This is a genomic window from Stappia sp. TSB10P1A, from assembly GCF_900185725.1.
In the GTDB taxonomy this organism is placed as follows: domain Bacteria; phylum Pseudomonadota; class Alphaproteobacteria; order Rhizobiales; family Stappiaceae; genus Stappia.
In genome coordinates, this window is record NZ_FYAU01000036.1 from 272,580 (window position 1) to 291,129 (window position 18,550).

Below are 18,550 nucleotides of genomic sequence, written 5' to 3' on the forward strand. Positions count from 1 at the left end.
GAAAATCCAACAACGATACGGGGTTGCACCCGGATCGCCGTCGCTCGCGCGCGGTGTTCCGGCGCACGCCCGCCCCTTCCCGCCTTGCCGTCGTTTCACGGCATTTCGCCGAGGGAAGCCTCGTCAACCGGCGACCGTTTCCGCAAACGCATTCGGGAAACAGACAATGACCTCAGTCCAATCGACACAACGTTCCTCCTTGATGGACAACTGGCCGACGCTCGCGGTCGCCGCGCTCGGCTCGTTCCTCGTCATTCTCGACGTGACGGTGGTCGCCATCGCGCTGCCCTCCATCGAGCGGGACCTGAAGGCGAGCTTCTCCGAGCTCCAGTGGATCATCAACGCCTACAACATCGCCTATACCTCGGTGCTGATCGCCGTCGGCGCCCTTGCCGACTGGTTCGGCCGCCGCCGAGTGATGGTGATCGGCCTCGCGCTGTTCGGCGCCACCTCGCTGATCGTCGGCCTCGCCGATACGCCGACAGCCCTGATCTGGGGCCGCGTCGCGCAAGGGCTCTCGGCCTCGGCCATGCTGATCCTCGGCGTCGCGCTGATCTCCAACGCCTTCCAGGGCTCCGACCGGGCCCAGGCCTTCGCGCTGTGGGGCGTGTCGATCGGCTGCGGCGCGGCCTTCGGCCCGATCGTCGGCGGCATTCTCGTCGACCTCTTGAGCTGGCGCTGGATCTTCCTGCTCAACGTGCCGATCGTCGCGGTGCTGATTGCCCTGTGCTACTGGCGGGGGGGGGAATCCTCCGACGACAATGCAGGCGGCCTCGACTGGCCGGGCATCCTCACCTTCACCGGCGCGCTGGCGTGCCTCTCCTACGCGGTGATCGAGGGCGGCGAGCGCGGCTGGGACAGCAACACCATCGTCGCGGCGATGGCCGGCGCCGTGGTGCTGTTCCTGCTGTTCGTGTGGATCGAGACCAGCGTCAGGAAGCCGGCCTTCGACCTGCGCCTGTTCCGCATCCCGACCTTCACCGGCATCCAGCTCGTCTGCGTGCTCAACAGCATCACCTTCTGGGTCATGCTGGTCTACCTGCCGATCTACTTCCAGGTGGTGCATGACATGTCGGCGTCCTCGGCCGGCCTGATGCTGCTGCCGATGACGGTGCCGCTGCTGCTCGTCGCCCCGCTCGGCGCCCGCCTTGCCTCGCCGGAGCGGTTCGGCGTGCGCGGGCTGATCGCCTTCGGCTGCGCGCTGATCGCCGCCGGCTTCCTGTGGCTGGCCATCGCCCCGCCGGCCGAGGTGGTGCTGTGGGTCGTCGCCTTCGTGCTGCTCGGCATCGGCACCGGCCTCATCAACGGTGAATTGTCCAATGTCGCCACCGCCGTCGTGCCGCCGGAGCGGGCGGGCGTCGCCTCCGGCGTCAACATCACCTTCCGCCACGGCTCCTTCACCCTGTCGATCTCGGTGTTTGGTGCCATCCTGCTGTCGGCGATCACGCTGCAGCTCGGCGGCACGGGCGAGCTTGCCGCCGGGCTCGGCGACGGCCTCGCCAATACGGCGAACTTCATCGCCCGCGGCGACTTCGCCGGCGCCGTTGCCAATGCGCCGGTCGAGGTCCAGCCGGCACTCACCGAATTCGGCCGGGCGAGCTTCGCCTCCGCCTTCTCGGTGCTGATGTGGATCGTCGCCCTGCTTTCGGTTCTTGCCATCGTCATCTCTGGTCTGATGATCCGGCGGCGCGACTTGCTGGCGGGCCCGGAGGCCCAGGCAGCCGCGGCGGCGGGCGAGTAACCGAAAGGCCGTCCGCCGCTTCAGCGGAGCCCGGTCCGCTTTGCCAAAAGCGGGCCGGGTTGCGGCGGAAGGCTCCTCCCCGAAACAAACTTAGGGCGCGTCTTCATCTCGAAGGCGCGCCCCTTTTCATTCCGGCAAGACGGTGCAGTGGGTTCGTCAGCTCCAATAGGTCAGCGGCTGGTCGTCGCCGCGATAGCCGACGAAGCAGGACATCGTCACCCGGCGCGCGCCGACGCCCGGCGTCACCCCGTGGATCAGCAGCGAGTTGAACAGCACCAGGTCGCCGTTCTGCGGCCGGATCACCAGCCGCGGCTCGCCCAGCACCTCGCGGTCGAGCCCGTCGCGGGTCTCCTGCTCCTTGTCCTGCTCCGGCGTCGGCTCGCTCAGCCACAGTTCCAATTCGCCCCCCTCCGGCGGCATGTCGAGATAGATGTTGACCGCGAGCTGGCCGGTCAGGTCCGACGTGCCGCTGGTCAGCATCCGCGCCAGCCGGTCGTTATGCGGCAGCATCTTGGCGCCCGGATCGATCACCCGGCAGGTGCCGACGAAGCTCTTGCGCCCGTCGATCGACTGGATGGTGGCGCCGGCCGGCCAGACCTCCTCCAGCAGCAGACGGAAATGGTCGAGCGGCGTCAGCCTCGGATAGATCAGGTCGCGGATGCCCCAGATCGAGCGCAGCGCCTCGCTGTGATAGCGTTCGGCATTGTCCGCGTCCTTGCCGACATCGACATAGCCCATGCCGAGCCGCTTCAGCGCGTTCTGCACCTTGTAGGCTTCGAGACCCGCATCGCCGGCGACACGGTCGGCGAAGGTGGCCGCCAGATCCTCCGGATAGAAGCCCGGCACGTGGATCGCGTCGATGTTCTTGGCGATCAGCTTGCGAATGCTGTCCGCGTTAAGCTCCTTCGAAATCTCAACAGCCTTCAACATCGTATTTCCCTTCCCGGATAGGCAGAAATGACGAGCCGTTTTCTTTCGAGAAAGGCTCGAAAGACGGCACGCCTCCAGTATTCCAGAGAGGGTTTCTTGTCACAAAGTCCGTTTTCATATCTGCGCAACCAGCACGAGACAGAAGAAAACAGGCCTCAGCCGGGGCCGAGGAAATAGGTGCCGATATGCCCCATCGCCCGGCGCAGCATGCCGGGCTGCGCGCCGTCGCTGCCGCCCGTCAGCGGATTGGGCAGCGTGCCGGCATATTCGAACCCCTTGTCGGGGTCGTTGGGGTCGAGAAGCTGCTGGTTGTCGCGCAGTTGCAGCCGGTTGATGCAGTTGCGTGGGAACTCCGGCACGAAGACATCGTGGCGGGCGAACTTCTCGGCATAGTGCGGTTGCGCCGCCTGATAGGCGCGCACGCAGTCGCCGACCAGCGCCCAGAACCTTGCCTCGGGCAGCACCTGCCGTTCGTCGAGGATCGCCGCCAGATGGCGGAAATAGCAGTCGAAGACATCGGTGAAGATGCCGTCGAGCCGCACCGCGTCGTCCAGCACCACGCAGTTGCGCCGCACCACCGGCGGCAGCGTCGCGCCGCTGTTGAGGATGCGCATTTCCTCCGCCAGGTCCTTCATGACGATGCGCGTCGGCGCGTCGTTCTCCAGAATGAGGATGACGTTCTCGCCATGCGGCATGAAGATGATGTCGTAGGCGTAGTAGCAGTGCAGCACCGGCGCCAGATACGCCTTGAGATAGCGGCGGATCCACTCCTCCGCCCCCAGCCGCGAGCGCTCGATCAGGCTCGCCGTCAGCGCGTCTCCCTGCGGGTCGAGATGCAGGAGCGCTGCCATCGTCATCAGCCGTTCGCCGGGGCGGATCAGGTTGACCGGGCTTTCCCGCCACAGGGCGGCGAGCACGTGCTTGTAAGGAGAATCCGCCGCCAGCCCTTCCTCGTAATAGGGGTTGCGGTAGCTGATCGTCGCCTGTTCGCAGATCAGGCAGAAGCCGTTGTCCTGCAGGTAGCGGTCGCGCGCCAGTAGGTTGCGCAGCCACTCGTTGATCTCCGGCGTCGTCTGCATGTCCTCCGGCGACAGGCCGCGCTGCAGCATGAAGCCCATGTTGAGGATCGACAGCGCCATCTTGACGTAGCGCTTCGACGGCGCCGAGGCATTGAAGAAGGTGCGGATCGACTGCTGCGGCTGGTAGAGGTCGCGCGACAGGCCGAGATAGACGATGTTGCGCCGGGCGATCTCCGGGGCAAAGCTCATCGAGATGCGGTTGAACCACTGCCAGGGATGCACCGGCATGAAATAATAGCGCTCGGGGTCGAGCCCCTCGCCGGCAAGCTGCGCCCGGTAGTCGGCGACCGTTTCCGCCCCCAGTTCCTCGCTCATCAAGCGGTCGTGGTCGATGCCGGCCATCGCGGTGAAGCGGGCATGCTCGCGGGAGACCGCGATCCAGACGATGGAGAGCGGACCGGCCGCCTCCGGCGCATAGAGCGGATAGTCGGCCGTGTCGAAGCCGAGCCGGCCATTGTTGGCGACGAAGGAGGGATGGCCCTCGGTCATGCCGGTCTCGATGGTCTGGAAATCGGCGCCGGCAAGATCGGAGGCGCGGTGCGGCCTGGTCGCCGCCTTGTAGGCGCTGCCATAGAGAATGCTGCTGATCTCGTCGAGATAGACCGGCATCATCGCATCGCGAATGCCGAGCTCCTTTTTGAACTCGATGATAAACTTCAGCGCGTCGAGCGGCGCCGGCTTGCCCCTCACCCGCTTCTCGATCGAGTGCGCATCCACCTGCCAGTGGTCGAGCCGCATCCGCCTTGCGCGGAAGGTGTACTCGATGCCGAGCCCCGGCTGCTCCAGCACGTAGCGGCTGGCCGGGCCGGCGCCCGCCGGCTCAATCTCCCGGGGGCCAAGCAGCAGTTCGTGGGCGAACTCGGAGATCGCCTTGCGCACCAGCAGCCGGTTGGCCCACAGCCAGCGGTCGCTTTCCAGATGCGCCACCGCCCGCTCGTGCGGCGGCATGGTCTGCAACGCGGCGGTCATCGCGTCCATCGTCCGGCCCCGTCAACCGCCGGCCGAGGCGGCGGCGGTGACCCCGTCCGCCGGCGCGGCGAAGCGCTGGAAGGCAAGGCTGCGCTCGATCGGATAATAGTCCTTGCCCAGCACCTCGCGGATGATGATCGAGTTGCGGTAGCAGGACTGGCCGAGATCCGGCGGCAGGTAGCTGTCGGCATGGATCTCCGCGTTCTGGACGAAGATCTCGCCGCCCTCCTTGTCGATGCTGCAATTGCGCGCCACCGCAAAGCGGCCCTCGCCGCACCAGTTGATGCGCTCCGAGATCGGCGCCAGATAGTCCGGCACGCGGAAGCGGTAGCCGGTGCCGAGGATCAGCGCCTCGGTCTCCAGCTCGAAGGTCCGGTCCTCCTCGACCTGGCGGAAGGTGACGCGGAAGCTGTCGCTCGCCGCGTCATGGGCGCAGGCCTCGACCTGCGAGTTGGAGATCAGCATCATGTCGACCTCGCCGCCGAGCAGCTTGCGATAGCGCAGGTCGTAGATGTCGTTGATCAGGGACGGATTGACGCCCTTGAAGATCGCCTGCATCGCCCGCACCAGCTCCTCGCGCTTCCCGCGCGAGAGCGAGAAGAAATAATCGGCATAGTCCGGCGTCGTCATCTGCAGGGTGAACTTGGTGAGTTCGCGCGGCACCAGGCGCGTCGAGCGCGTCACCCAGTTGAGCCGGTAGCCGTAGCGGTCGATGTCGCCGAGCAGGTCGTGATAGACCTCGGCCGCGCTCTGGCCCGAGCCGACCACGGTGATCGACCGCTTCTGCCGCACCGCCTCGCGGTTGCGCATATAGTCGGCGCTGTGCAGCAGCTTGTCGCGCAGCGGCTCGCAAGGGGCGGGATAGGCCGGCGACATGCCGGAGCCGAGCACGATGCGGCGGGCGCGCAGCACCTTGCGCTGGCCCATCCTGGTGTTGAGGCAGGTCACCCGGTAGTGGCCGGCCGCTTCGTCATACTCGACCGCCTCCACCTCGCGGTTGAACACCACGTTGTCGAGACGGCTCGCCGCCCAGCGGTAGTATGTGTTGAACTCGTTGCGCAGCAGGAAGAAGTTTTCCGTGTCCAGCAGGAACGCATAGAAGGCGTAGATCCGGCCGGTCTGCTTCAGGTAGTTGAGGAAGCTGAACGCGCTGGTCGGATCGGCCATCGTCACGAGATCGCACAGGAACGGCGTCTGCAGCGTCGCCGTTTCCAGCAGGGTTCCCTCGTGCCAGTTGAACTGGTCCTTCGCCTCCAGGAACAGGCAGTCGAGATCGCGGATTGGCTGGGTCAGGCAGGCAAGCCCGAGGTTGAACGGACCGATGCCGATGCCGATGATGTCGAAGACCTGGCCTTCGGCGCTTTGCACGGATTGCGACGTCATTGAAACTCCTTCCGGCGACGCCAACCGGGACGCGGACGGCATCCGCGGCGGACGAAAAGACCTTAGCGACCCGGCAAAAGCAGTTGAAATATATTATATTCGGCCCATTGGGTGGCTTGGCGACTGATTGCCCCCGAACCTCGGCCCGCCTTGTCTGAGACGCTTTCCAGCGCGCCGGATGGCGTGATTTGCGAGAACCGGAGCGCAGCGTACGTTCGGGTACGTGAACCGGAAGCGCAGAAAATCGCGCCAGGCGGCCGCTGGAGGGCGTCTCTCAATACGAAGACGGCCGGCCGCCGGAAAAGTCATGCGCCTCATGCCCCTCGATGGCGGGGCTGAAGATGCTGAGGCAGATCGCGGCATCGCGCACCACCATGCGGTGGGCGTCGTTGCGGTTCATGATGAAGGCGGTTGCCCGCGCGCCGTTGGTGTCGATCGGGTGGCTGCCGCTCTCCCAGACATATTCGCCGGTGCCCGAGACATAGTAGCAGCTCTCGAAATGGTGGCGGTATTGCAGCGGCGAGTCCGTATTGGCATTGCCGAGCGTCTGGCACAGGGCGAAGCCGAAGCCGTCGGCCTTGACCAGGAGCCGCCGGCTCTGGCCATTGCCCCAGAAGACGTCGCGCTCGGTGCCGATGAACTCGTCGACATGGCGCACCAGGGCCTCCGCGCGGATCGCCTCCTGCGGCCCCTCGCCGCCGAAGACGGTACAGATGCGCATCTCGGTCTCGGCGACGAAGCTCACCTCGACCTCGGCGCGCGCGGCGACCAGCGTGCCGGGCGACACCCTTTCGCTGCGGCCGCCGACGGTCACCGTGCCGCTGCCGGCGAGGCAGAAATGCGCCTGTGCGGGAAACTCGCCGGCGGCATCGCGCGCCACCGTGTCGGCGGCGCCGGCGGCCAGCGTCGTGTCGTAGACCGCATGGCCGACCTGGTCGGTGCGCGCCACCACCTCGCGGGACACGGCATAGCGGAAAACCGGCGCATCGCCGGCGGCCTTGTAGGTACGGACGATCACGTTGGAGCCCTCCCGAAGCCCTCCGGCCGCCCCTTTACCGGAGCGCGCCGGATCTGTTAGGCAACGGTATCGCGCTCGCCGCAAAAGGTATAAATCTAGTTTCGTCTTAGTCTTGTCTTGGAATCCTATCGGATACCGCTCATCCCCAAGGACAAGGTGAAATAATTCGCAAAACATCTTCAAGGCGGCGGCCCGCGATATCGAAGAGGCACCACCGTCGCCCCATCCTCGGCTGTCACCCGGCCGCCGTCATGCCGCCGCCGTCGCCCCTTCCGCCGCCGTCATGCCGCCGCCATCGCCCCATCCACAGGCCGTCACCCCGGCCGCGCGCAGCGCAGAGCCGGGGCCTATTGGCTCCCAGAGCGGCGGCGGCGACGCGCCCGCGCGAACCCAACACACGGAGTGTCGTCGCCGCGCTCCTCCCTCTCCCCGCGTCATCCCGCGCTCCTCCCCCTCCGGCGTCATCCCGCGCACCGCCCTTCCCCGCGTCATCCCGCGCTCCTCCCTCTCCCCGCGTCATCCCGCACGAAGCGAAGCGGAGATGCGGGATCGGAGAGCCGAGGGCCTATGGGGCGCGCTCCCGAACGAACCCGCAACCGCCGTGGCTCCCCGGTCCCGGATCTCGCGATGCTCGTCCGGGAAAACGCAAGGAGAGGCCTCCCGCCCCACGCCGACTGAGGGTGCCAATGGGTCCCGGATCTTCGGCCTTCGGCCTCGTCCGGGACGACAGCCGAGAGGCAAGCACGGCCTCGCCCCACCCACCGCCGTCATGCCGCCGTCATCGCCCCTTCCGCCGCCGTCCTCCCGCCGCCCTCGCCCCATCCACAGGCCGTCACCCCGGCCGCGCGCAGCGCAGAGCCGGGGCCTATTCGTTCCCAGAGCGGCGGCGGCGACGCACCCGCGCGAACCCCATACAAAGAATGCCCTCCCGCGCCCTCCCCCTCCCGCGCCCTCCCGAGAAACCGGCGCGCAAGGGCGGGGTGAGCGGCGGCGCCATCCCCGCCGCGGGGCGCTCGCCTCTAGCGCAGCGCGAAGGCGAGGATGCCGACGGCGAGCACCGCGTTGAGCGCCCAGAACAGGGCGAGCCGGCGCAGGCGGGCGGTGCGCGGACGTGATATCGAGGCGCGCGGCTCAGTCATGCTGGAACCTTTCGCTGATGATCCGCCGAGGTGCGACACCGAGGCCGAGCAGCGCCGCCTCCACCGTCTCCATCATCGCCGGAGGGCCGCACAGCACATAGAGCCAGTCGCGGTGGCGGGGCTCGGCGAAGAGGCGGGCGATCAGCGCCGCGTCGACCATGCCGCGCTCGCCCTGCCAGTCGTCCGGCGGTTCGGAGAGCACCTGCACCACCTGCGTGCGATGCTGCCGGCGCAGGCGGGCGAGATCCTCCGTGCAGGCGATTTGGCCGGCATGGCGGTTGCCATAGACCAGCACCGTCGGGCGCGGGTCGGCGTCGAGTTCCAACTGCCGCAGCAGCCCCAGCATCGGCGCGATGCCGACGCCGCCGGCGATGCAGGCAATGCCCGTGCCACCGCGCCCCTCCAGCACCAGGTTGCCGTGCGGCCCGTCGACATAGGCCGTGGTGCCGAGCGGGATGCCGCTGAGCGTTGCGGTGAAGTCGCCGAGTTCCTTGATGACGAAGCGCAGATCCCGCCCCTCGCCCGGCGCCGAGGCGATGGAGAACGGGTTCTCGCGCAGCGAGACGGCCGGCGCGCCGATGCGGATCCAGGCGAACTGGCCGGCGCGATAGGCGATGCCGTCATGTCCGCTCGGGCTCAGCACCACCTCCCAGGTGCGCTCGGCGAGCTTGCGCAGGCCCGTCACCCGCCACGGCCGGCGCAGCGCCAGCAGCGGCTTCACCACATAGACATGCAGCAGCGACAGCGCCGCGATCGCGGTCAGCACCGCCCACAGGCCGGAGAGCAGCGGGTCGGCGCTGTAGCGGCCGGCGTGGCGGGCATGGATCAGCACCAGCAGCGCGATGACCAGCGCGCCGAGACCATGGGCGAGCCGCCAGGTCTCGTAGCGCCAGCCGATGCGGTCGCGGGCGATCGACAGCAGGACGAAGGCGGGCAGCAGCACGAAGGCCAGCACCCCGGTCACCAGCCCTTCGGCGGCGAAGGTCAGCGTCAACTGGCGGGTGGGGTCGAAGGGCAGCGGCCGGGCGAAGGGCAGCGTGTAGAGGAAGGGATGCAGCAGCGCCAGCGCCAGCGCGGTGCGGGCGAAAAGCTGGTGAAAGCGCATGGTGACGTCGAGCCCGACGCGCCCGGAAATGCTGCGGAAGCGGCCCGACAGCACGAATTCGACCAGGAGGATGGCGAAGGCGACCATCGCCATGGCGCTGGCGATCTCGTCCATCACCGGGCGCGGCGGCCGCCCGCTGGCGGCGGCCAGGGCCAGCGGCGCCAGCGCCAGCACCACATAGGTCAGGATCAGCACAAAGGCAGGCATCGCGGCTCCCTCTCCGACGTGTCGATGATAGAGGTCCGGCGCCGCCGGGCAATGCGCGAAAACCGCTATCGCCGGCATTTCGCCGTGAAACTTGAAATCCGCGCCAACACCTCGACACAATGCGGCGCAATCACTGCTGGCAACGCCGCCCGCCGGCGGATTCGTTCAGGAGATTTGACGCATGCCGGTTTTCCGTTCCCTTGCCACGGCTGCGCTTGCGGTCGCGGTCGCTCTTGCCGCTCCGGCGGCCGCCGCCATGGAGATGCGGACGGAGCTGATCGAGATCCCGCGCGGCGAGCCCGGCACCCAGGTCTCCGGCATGGTCACCGGGGCGGAGTTCATCGAATACCTGCTGCCGGTGCTGGCCGGGCAGGAGGTCAGCATCGCCCTGTCCTCCTCCAGCCGCGCGCTGCACATGGGCATCGCCGAGCCGGGCGGCCGGCGCGAGGTCTTCGACGGCGCCCGCGAGGGCGCCAAGTTCGACGGCCGCGCCGAGCAGTCCGGCGACTACCGCATCCGCGTGCGGCTTGCCGTCGACGGCGTCGCCCGCAACGAGCGGGCGCGCTTCGTGCTCACCGTCGCCTCCGTCCGGCCGGGCGCGACCCGTCCGCAGCCGCAGCAGCCCGGACGAGAGCCCGGTCGGGAACCGGGCCGCGATCCGGGCCGCGAAACCGGCCGCAATCCGGGCGAGCCGGAGTTCTGGCAGGTCACCGGCGTCGGCGCCCGCGACACGCTCAACATCCGCAGCGGCCCCAACACCGGCAATCCGGTGGTCGCGCGCGTCGCCGAGGGCGAGGTGCTGCGCAATCTCGGCTGCTACGCGATCAGCGGCCAGCGCTGGTGCCAGGTCGAGCGGGTAAACGGGCGCGACGGCGGCTGGGCCTCGGCCACCTATCTGCGCGAGGCCAGCCTTCGCCCCGGCCGTCCCGGCGACGACCGTCCCGGCCGACCGACCAGCCCGACCAGCCCGACCATCGTCATGGAAGACGGCGGCCCGGATTTCTGGCAGGTGACGGGCATCGGCGGGCGCGACTATCTCAACGTGCGCAGCGGTCCGGGCACCGGCCACCCGATCGTCGCGCGCCTGTCGGATGGCGATGTGCTGCGCAATCTCGGCTGCGGCCGGCTGGCGGGCGAGCGCTGGTGCCGCATCGAGCGGCGGGGCGGCGGGGACACCGGCTGGGTCGTCGGCAGCTTCCTGCGCGAGGCGAGCGTGCGGCCGGCGCCGCCGATCGCCGACCGCCCGACGCGTCCCGATATCGGCGGTCCCGACATCGGCCGGCCGGGCCGGCCGGAGCGCCAGAGCTATTTCGAGGTGACCGGCCTCAGCGCCAACGGGCTGCTCAATGTGCGCGGCGGTCCCGGCACCCAGTTCCCGGTGCTCGGCCGCGTCGCCAATGGCGACGTGCTGATCGACCGGGGTTGCCGCGCCGTCGGCGGCCAGACCTGGTGCCGGATCGAGCTGATGAACGGCGAGGACAGCGGCTGGGTCTCGGCCACCTATGTGCGCCAGACGCGGCTGCGGCAGGGGCGGAGCCGCTGGCGGTAAAAAAAGGCTGGCGGATCACCGCCAGCCGGCACGGAATGAAAGACGACCTCGGCGCCCGGGCCTCACGCCCGGGCGTCGGCCGTTTCGGCAAGGTGCTTCAGCGCGCCGAACAGGTGGTCGAGCCTGTCGATGACGAGGTCGGCGCCCAGCTCCTCCACCGGCACCGCCGTGTAGCCGCCGCGCACCAGCACCACCTTCATGCCGGCGGCCCGCGCGCTGGCGACATCGGCGCCGCTGTCGCCCACCATCACCGTCGTCGCCGGCACCGCACCGAGCTGGGCCGCCGCATGCAGCAGCATGTCCGGCTCCGGCTTGCGCGCCGCGCAGGTGTCGCCGCCGACCACCACCGGCACCACGGCGTCGAGGCCGAAATGCGCCAGGATCGTGCGGGAAAAGCCCTCCGGCTTGTTGGTGACGACGGCAAGGCCGAGCCCGGACGCCGCGCCCTCTGCCAGCACCTCCATCGCGCCGGGCAGCAGCGACGTGCGCCCCGTCAGGTTGTCGCCGTAGAAGTCCATCATCCGCGCCACCAGCACCGCCAGCGCCTCAGCGTCCAGCGTCCGGCCGCGCGCGGCCAGCGCCCGTTCCACCAGCTTGGGGATGCCGTGGCCGATCATCCGGCGCACCTCGTCGACCTCCAGCGCCGCGTGGCCCTCGCTGTCCAGCAGCAGGTTGGTCGCCGCCGCGATGTCGGGAACGCTGTCGACCAGCGTGCCGTCGAGATCGAAAAGCAGGGCCGTCAGCCCCGAAACGTCCTGAATGCCCAAGGCACCCCTCCCTTGCCGGTTTATTCGAGGCGCAGAGACAAGCACGAACCGGCGGCGGGGTCGAGAGCCCCACCTGTCGCACCACGGGAAATGCCCGGAAAAGCTCCCCAGCAAGACACCGACGGCGCGGCGGAGGGAGGTGCTCCGCCGCGCCGCCGTGTTCGGGCGGATATCGCGCGCTCAGCCTCCCGCCACACCGCTGTCGATGTAGCGGGAGAGCACCGGGCGCACGCCCTCCGCCCACAGCGCGCCGAGGTCGCGCGCGAAGGCATCGGCAAAGGGCCGCTCGCGGCCGAGATCGCCGAAGACCGGCGTGAAATCGAGGAAGGCCTGCGGCGTACCGCGCGCTTCCAGCGCCCGCCGGGTCAGCTCGGCGGCGCGCTCGTCGGCGATCTCGATGGGACTGCCGTCCTCCGCCGTGCCGGCGCAAGTGCGGCACCACAGCGCCACTTCCAGGGCGAGGCCCGACAGATCGGCCTTCGCCTCCAGCCGGTCGCGCACCGTCGGCAGGATGAATTTCGGCTGCCGGTTCGATCCGTCGAGGCACAGGCGCGGGATCGTGTCGCCGACCTCAGGGTTGGAGAAGCGCGCGGCGATCAGCTCGAAATAGGCGGCGAAGTCGACGCCCGCGATCGGCGGCACCGTCGGGATGATCTCCGCATGAGCGAGCTTTCTCAGGAAGCCGGCGATCAGCGGATCGGCCATCGCGTCATGGACGAACTGGTAGCCGAGCAGCGCCGACGGATAGGCAATCGCCGCATGGCCGCCATTGAGGATCCTGAGCTTCATCAGCTCGTAGGGCGCGACATCCTCGACGAACTCGACGCCCACCTCCTCCAGCCGCGGCCGGCCGGCGGAAAAGCGATCCTCCATCACCCATTGGCGGAACGGCTCGCAGGCGACGGGAGCTTCATCCTCGATGCCGAAGCGCTCGCGCAGCAGGGCCATCTCGCGCTCCGAGGTCGCCGGGGTGATGCAGTCGACCATGCTGCTCGGGAAGGCGACGGTCTCCGCCACCCAGTCAGCGAGGTCGGGATCGCTCATCCGGGCAAGGCCGAGCACGGTGGTGCGGGCGACATGGCCGTTTTCCGGCAGGTTGTCGCAGGACATCACGGTAAAGGGCGCGGTGCCGGCGGCGCGGCGGCGGCGCAGCGCCTTCAGCAGGATGCCGAACACCGTCGCCGGCGCGTCCGGGCTTGCCGCATCGGCGGCCATCTCCGGATGGGTCGCATCGAAGCCGCCAGTGGTGGCGTCGACATAATAGCCGCCTTCCGTGATCGTCAGCGAGACGATGCGGATTTCGGGCCGCTCCAGCACCGCGACGATGGCGGCCGGGTCGACCTCCGCGAAGTCGATCATCGCGCCGGTGACGCGCGCCGTCAGCCCGCCGGGATCGAGCTCGACCACGGTGGAGAGCCAGTCCTGGCGCTGCAGCCGCGCGCGCATCGCCGCGTCATGCGGCTTGACGCCGGCGCCGATCACCGCCCAGTCGCGGTCGAGGCCGCGGTTGAACAGGCGGTCGAGATAGACGATCTGATGCGCCCGGTGGAAATTGCCGACGCCCAAGTGCACGATGCCGGCCGAAAGGTCTTCGCGGGCATAGGCCGGCACATCCGCCCCGGCAATCTCGGACAGGGTCGATAGGGACAGGCTGGTGGTCGCTTTAATCACTGGGGCCTCAGGGTCATGCTCTCTGGTGCCGGCGCGCGGGAGGGCGCGCGGCGCTGCGTGTTCGCTCATCGGTCTCGTCATCCGTTAGCCGGCTCAGCTCATCCAGTTGCCGCCGTCGACGTTGTAGGTCTGCGCCACGACGTAGTCGCTCTCCGGCCCGGCGAGGAAGATCGCCATGCCGGTCAGGTCCTCCGCCGTTCCCATCCGCCCGTAAGGCACGGCCGCGCCGACGAGGCGCTTCTTCTCGCCGGGCGCCCGGCCCTCGTATCTGGCGAAAAGCGCGTCCACCCCGTCCCAGTGCTCGCCGTCGACGACGCCCGGCGCGATGGCATTGACGTTGATGCGGTGGCGGATCAGGTCGAGCCCCGCCGACTGGGTCAGGCTGATCACCGCCGCCTTGGTGGCGCAGTAGACGGCGACCAGCGGCTCGCCGCGCCGCCCGGCCTGGCTCGCCATGTTGATGATCTTGCCGCCGCGCCCGCGCGCGATCATCGCTCGCGCCACCGCCTGCATGGTGAACAGGCAGCCCGCCACATTGACCGAGACCAGCCTGTCGAAACTCGCGCGGGTGATCTCGACGATCGGCGCGAGATCGAACAGCGCGGCGTTGTTGACGAGAATGTCGATGCCGCCGAGCGCCGCGTCGACTTCCGCCACCGCGCGCTCGATGGAGGCCTGGTCGGCGACGTCGAGATGCACGGCCATCGCGCCGTTGCCGATGGCCTCGGCCGCCTGCCGCGCGCCATCGAGGTTGATGTCGGCGATGGCGACCCTGGCGCCCTCGCGGGCATAGGCTTCGCCAAAGGCGCGGCCGATGCCGCGCGCCGCGCCGGTGATCAGGGCGCTGCGTCCTTCCAGCCGTCTCATCGCAGCGCCAGCCCGTTGGCGTCGAAGCGGTGCAGGTGTTCGGGAAGCGGCGCAAGCGCCACCTCGTCGCCGTGGCGCCAGGCCGCCTCGCCGGCCACCCGCACCGTCAGCGGGTCCTGCCCCTCGACATGCACATGCAGGAACGTGTCGGAGCCCAGATGCTCGGCGACGCCGACCCGGCCGCGCCACAGCCCGCCGCTCTCGGTGATGGCGAGGTGCTCGGGGCGGATGCCGATGGTATGGGCGCCGAGGCGGCTCGCCTCCTCGCCTGTGATCACGTTCATCTTCGGCGAGCCGATGAAACAGGCGACGAAGAGATTGGCCGGGTTGCGGTAGAGCTCCAGCGGCGAGCCGACCTGCTCGATATGGCCGGCCCGCAGCACCACGATCTTGTCGGCCATGGTCATCGCCTCGACCTGGTCGTGGGTGACATAGATCATCGTCGTCTTCAGCGACTGGTGCAGTTCGGAGATTTCCAGCCGCATGTTGACGCGCAAGGCCGCATCGAGATTGGACAGCGGCTCGTCGAACAGAAAGGCCTCCGGCTCGCGGACGATGGCGCGGCCGATGGCGACGCGCTGGCGCTGGCCGCCGGACAACTGCCCCGGCCGCCGGTCGAGATAGTCGGTGAGGTTCAGCGTCTTCGCCGCCGCCAGCACCCGCCGTTCCTGCTCGGCCGGGTCCATCTTCGCCATCTTCAGCGGGAAGGCGATGTTCTTGCGCACGCTCATATGCGGATAGAGCGCGTAGGACTGGAACACCATGGCGAGCCGTCGCCGCGCCGGCGGCAGGTCGGTCGCCGGCTTGCCGTCGATGACGATCTCGCCGGACGTGACGTCTTCCAGCCCGGCGATCAGCCGCAAGAGGGTCGACTTGCCGCAGCCGGAGGGGCCGACAAAGACGACGAATTCGCCGTCCTCGATCTCCAGGTCCAGCGGCGGGATCACCGCCACGTCGCCGAAGCTCTTGGTCACCTTGGAAAGGGTAATCCTGCCCATCGTTCGGGTCCTTACTTGACTGCGCCGAAGGTGAGGCCGCGCACCAACTGCTTCTGGCTGAACCAGCCGAGGATCAGGATCGGCGCGATGGCGAGCGTCGAGGCGGCGGAAAGCTTGGCGTAGAACAGCCCTTCCGGGCTCGAATAGCTGGCGATGAAGGCGGTCAGCGGCGCTGCCTTTGCCGCCGTCAGGTTCAGCGTCCAGAAGGCCTCGTTCCACGCCAGGATGATGTTGAGCAGCAGCGTCGAGGCGATGCCCGGCACCGCCATCGGCGTCAGCACATGCACCACCTCGTCCCAGAGCGAGGCCCCGTCCATGCGCGCCGCCTCCAGGATCTCGCCGGGGATCTCCTTGAAATAGGTGAACAGCATCCAGACGATGATCGGCAGGTTGATCAGGGTCAGCACCACGATCAGGCCGATGCGGGTGTCGAGCAGGCCGAAGTCGCGGAAGATCAGGTAGATCGGCACCAAGACGCCGACCGGCGGCAGCATCTTGGTGGAGAGCATCCACATCAGGATGTCCTTGGTCCGCTTGGCCGGCACGAAGGCCATCGACCAGGCGGCCGGAATGGCGATCAAGAGGCCGAGCAGCGTCGAGCCCAGCGAGATCACCACCGAATTCATGAAATGCAGGAAGTAGTCGGAGCGCGCGTTGACCTCGACATAGTTTTCCAGCGTCCAGCGGAAGGCAATGAGCGAGGGCGGCGAGGCGATGGCCTCGGCCTCCGTCTTGAAGCTGGTCAGGATCGTCCAGAGGATCGGGAAGAAGATCGCGAGCCCGACGCTCCAGGCAGCGAGCGTGACGAGGATCTTGCGGGTGCCGGTGGCTCGACGCGCCATGGTCAGGCCTCCAGGTTCTTGCCGATCATCCGCATCAGGAAGATCGCGACGATGTTGGCGAGGATCACGGCGACGATGCCGCCGGCGGAGCCGCCGCCCACGTCGAACTGCAGCAGCGACTGGGCGTAGACGAGGTAGGTGATGTTGGTCGAGGCGTAGCCCGGCCCGCCATTGGTGGTCACCAGGATCTCGGCGAAGACCGACAGCAGGAAGATGGTCTGGATCAGGATCACCACGGTGATCGCCCGCGACATGTGCGGCAGCACGATGAAGCGGAAGCGGTCGAGCGCGCTCGCCCCGTCCATTTCCGCCGCCTCAAGCTGCTCCTTGTCGAGCGATTGCAGCGCGGTCAGCAGGATCAGGGTCGCGAAGGGCAGCCACTGCCAGGCGACGATCAGGATGATCGAGGCGAGCGGGGCATGGGCGAGGAAGTCGAAGGGCGGCAGCCCCAGCGCCTTGGCCAGATGCGCGAAGAGCCCGTTGACCGGGTTCATGAACATGTTCTTCCACACCAAGGCGGAGACGGTCGGCATGACGAAGAACGGCGCGATCACCAGCACCCGGACGATCCCCTGCCCCCACATCGGCTGGTCGAGCAGCAGGGCAAGGCCGACGCCGCCGACGATGGTGATGACCAGCACCCCGCCGACCAGCAGCAAGGTGTTGACCAGCGCCTCGGTGAAGGCGGGATCGGACAGGAAGAACTCGTAATTGCCGAAGCCGATGAACTCCTCCATCCCCGGCATCAAGAGGTTGTAGCTGAGGAAGGAGAAGTAGACCGTCATCGACAGCGGGACGATCATCCAGCCGAGCAGCAGGATCACGGCCGGCGAGATCATCACGCGGGCGGCGGCACGCGAATGGGCGGTAGCCATCGGTTCAGCCCCGGGTCAGGTGGTCTGTTGTCGGGAAGGGCGGACCGGCCCGCATGCGCGCGCCGGTCCTCGTCCTTGGCGCAGGCTTACTTGATGTAGCCGGCGCGGCGCATGGTGCGCTCGGTCGCCTGCTGCGCGTTCTGCAGCGCCTGTTCGGCCGAGACCGATCCGGCAAGGGCGGCGGAGAACTGCTGGCCGACGGCCGTGCCGATGCCCTGGAACTCGGGGATCGCCACAAACTGCACGCCGACATACGGCACCTCGTCGACCGTCGGCTTCTGCGGATCGGCGGCGTTGATGCTGTCCAGCGTCATCTTGGCGAAGGGCGCGGCCTCCAGGTACTTCTCGTTCTCGTAGAGCGAGGTGCGGGTGCCCGGCGGCACGTTGGCCCAGCCTTCCTTGGAGGCGACCAGTTCCAGATAGTCCTTCGAGGTCGCCCAGCCGATGAAGGTCTTGGCCGCCTCGGTCTTCTGGGAGCCGGCGGGAATCGCGAGGTTCCAGGCCCACAGCCAGTTGCCGCGCTTGCCGAGCCCGTTGTCGGGGGCGAGCGCGAAGCCGACCTGCTCGGCGACCTGGCTGTCGTTCGGATTGGTCACGAAGGACGCGGCCACCGTGGCGTCGATCCACATGCCGCACTTGCCGGTCTGGAACAGCGCCAGGTTCTCGTTGAAGCCGTTGCTGGAGGCGCCCGGAGGCCCGTAATTGTTCATCAGGTAGAGATAGTCGGCGAGCGTCGCCTTCCAGGCCTCGCTGTCGAATTGCGGCTTCCAGTCCATGTCGAACCAGCGCGCACCGTAGGAATTGGCCATGGCGCTGAGGAAGGCCATGTTCTCGCCCCAGCCGGCCTTGCCGCGCAGACAGATGCCATAGACCTCGTTGCCCTTGTCGGTCATCGCCGCGGCGGCCTGCTTGATGAAGTCCCAGGTCGGAGCGTCCGGCATGGTCAGCCCGGCCTTCTCCATCAGGTCCTGGCGATACATCACCATCGAGCTCTCGCCGTAGAACGGCGCGGCATAGAGCTTGCCGTCGACGGTCAGGCCGCCGCGGATCGCCGGCAGCAGGTCGTCGACATCGTAATCGGCGCCGAGATCGTCGAGCGCGACCAGCCAGCCCTGCTTGGCCCAGATCGGCGCCTCATAGGTGCCGATGGTCATCACGTCGTACTGGCCGCCCTTGGTGGCGATGTCGGTGGTGACGCGCTGGCGCAGCACGTTCTCCTCCAGCACCACCCATTCCAGCTCGATGCCCGGATGCTTGGCGGCGAAATCGTCCGTCAGCCGCTGCATCCGGATCATGTCGCCATTGTTGACCGTGGCGATGGTCAGCTTCTCGGCCAGCGCCGGCGAGACGGCGAGCGAAATGGCCGTCGCGCCCAGCAGGGCGCGGATGAATGTGGTCATGAACTCCTCC

General features: G+C 68.2%; 14 protein-coding genes. 2 read left to right on the forward strand and 12 right to left on the reverse strand.

Annotated features, from left to right (window positions below; all coding sequences use genetic code 11):
* The first annotated feature begins 166 nt into the window (after nt 1–166).
* The gene (locus TSB10P1A_RS19960; protein ID WP_186389697.1) at nt 167–1,741 is read left to right on the forward strand and encodes an MFS transporter; all 1,575 of its coding nucleotides are present in this window, start codon (nt 167–169) and stop codon (nt 1,739–1,741) included.
* Nucleotides 1,742–1,897: 156 nt separating this feature from the next.
* On the opposite strand, the gene TSB10P1A_RS19965 is transcribed toward TSB10P1A_RS19960, so the two are convergent.
* The 5 genes from TSB10P1A_RS19965 to TSB10P1A_RS19985 form a co-directional block, all read right to left on the reverse strand.
* A complete protein-coding gene (locus TSB10P1A_RS19965; RefSeq protein ID WP_186389698.1) occupies nt 1,898–2,671 on the reverse strand; it encodes a 2OG-Fe(II) oxygenase in 774 nt (257 codons plus the stop codon).
* A 155-nt stretch (nt 2,672–2,826) separates the two neighbouring features.
* Complete coding sequence (locus TSB10P1A_RS19970) at nt 2,827–4,728, reverse strand: IucA/IucC family siderophore biosynthesis protein (protein WP_186389699.1); 1,902 nt, start codon at nt 4,726–4,728, stop codon at nt 2,827–2,829.
* A 12-nt stretch (nt 4,729–4,740) separates the two neighbouring features.
* On the reverse strand, nt 4,741–6,102 hold the full coding sequence (locus TSB10P1A_RS19975) for a lysine N(6)-hydroxylase/L-ornithine N(5)-oxygenase family protein (protein WP_186389700.1): 1,362 nt from the start codon (nt 6,100–6,102) through the stop codon (nt 4,741–4,743).
* A gap of 274 nt (nt 6,103–6,376) precedes the next feature.
* The gene (locus TSB10P1A_RS19980; protein WP_186389701.1) at nt 6,377–7,120 is read right to left on the reverse strand and encodes an ectoine synthase; all 744 of its coding nucleotides are present in this window, start codon (nt 7,118–7,120) and stop codon (nt 6,377–6,379) included.
* 1,131 nt (nt 7,121–8,251) lie between these two features.
* Complete coding sequence (locus TSB10P1A_RS19985; protein ID WP_186389702.1) at nt 8,252–9,571, reverse strand: ferric reductase-like transmembrane domain-containing protein; 1,320 nt, start codon at nt 9,569–9,571, stop codon at nt 8,252–8,254.
* Between the two features lie 181 nt (nt 9,572–9,752).
* Between TSB10P1A_RS19985 and TSB10P1A_RS19990 the strand changes: the two genes are divergently transcribed.
* A complete protein-coding gene (locus tag TSB10P1A_RS19990; RefSeq protein WP_186389703.1) occupies nt 9,753–11,120 on the forward strand; it encodes an SH3 domain-containing protein in 1,368 nt (455 codons plus the stop codon).
* 62 nt (nt 11,121–11,182) lie between these two features.
* On the opposite strand, the gene gph is transcribed toward TSB10P1A_RS19990, so the two are convergent.
* From gph to TSB10P1A_RS20025, 7 genes are all read right to left on the reverse strand, one after another.
* Entirely contained in the window at nt 11,183–11,887 is a 705-nt protein-coding gene (gene gph, locus TSB10P1A_RS19995; RefSeq protein ID WP_186389704.1) for a phosphoglycolate phosphatase, read from the reverse strand.
* A gap of 180 nt (nt 11,888–12,067) precedes the next feature.
* Nucleotides 12,068–13,558 carry a mannitol dehydrogenase family protein gene (locus TSB10P1A_RS20000; RefSeq protein ID WP_244293195.1) on the reverse strand — a complete coding sequence of 497 codons (1,491 nt, stop codon included), beginning with the start codon at nt 13,556–13,558 and terminating at the stop codon, nt 12,068–12,070.
* Between the two features lie 93 nt (nt 13,559–13,651).
* The gene (locus TSB10P1A_RS20005) at nt 13,652–14,425 is read right to left on the reverse strand and encodes an L-iditol 2-dehydrogenase (RefSeq protein WP_186389706.1); all 774 of its coding nucleotides are present in this window, start codon (nt 14,423–14,425) and stop codon (nt 13,652–13,654) included.
* Entirely contained in the window at nt 14,422–15,423 is a 1,002-nt protein-coding gene (locus TSB10P1A_RS20010; protein ID WP_186389707.1) for an ABC transporter ATP-binding protein, read from the reverse strand. Before TSB10P1A_RS20010 ends, TSB10P1A_RS20005 begins: the two co-directional genes overlap by 4 nt.
* A gap of 11 nt (nt 15,424–15,434) precedes the next feature.
* Entirely contained in the window at nt 15,435–16,265 is an 831-nt protein-coding gene (locus tag TSB10P1A_RS20015) for a carbohydrate ABC transporter permease (RefSeq protein WP_186389708.1), read from the reverse strand.
* Between the two features lie 2 nt (nt 16,266–16,267).
* Nucleotides 16,268–17,140 (reverse strand): carbohydrate ABC transporter permease, encoded by an 873-nt coding sequence (locus TSB10P1A_RS20020; protein ID WP_186389709.1) that lies wholly within the window; start codon nt 17,138–17,140, stop codon nt 16,268–16,270.
* A gap of 86 nt (nt 17,141–17,226) precedes the next feature.
* Nucleotides 17,227–18,540, reverse strand: coding sequence for a sugar ABC transporter substrate-binding protein (locus TSB10P1A_RS20025; RefSeq protein ID WP_186389710.1), 1,314 nt, complete (start codon nt 18,538–18,540; stop codon nt 17,227–17,229).
* Nucleotides 18,541–18,550: the final 10 nt, after the last annotated feature.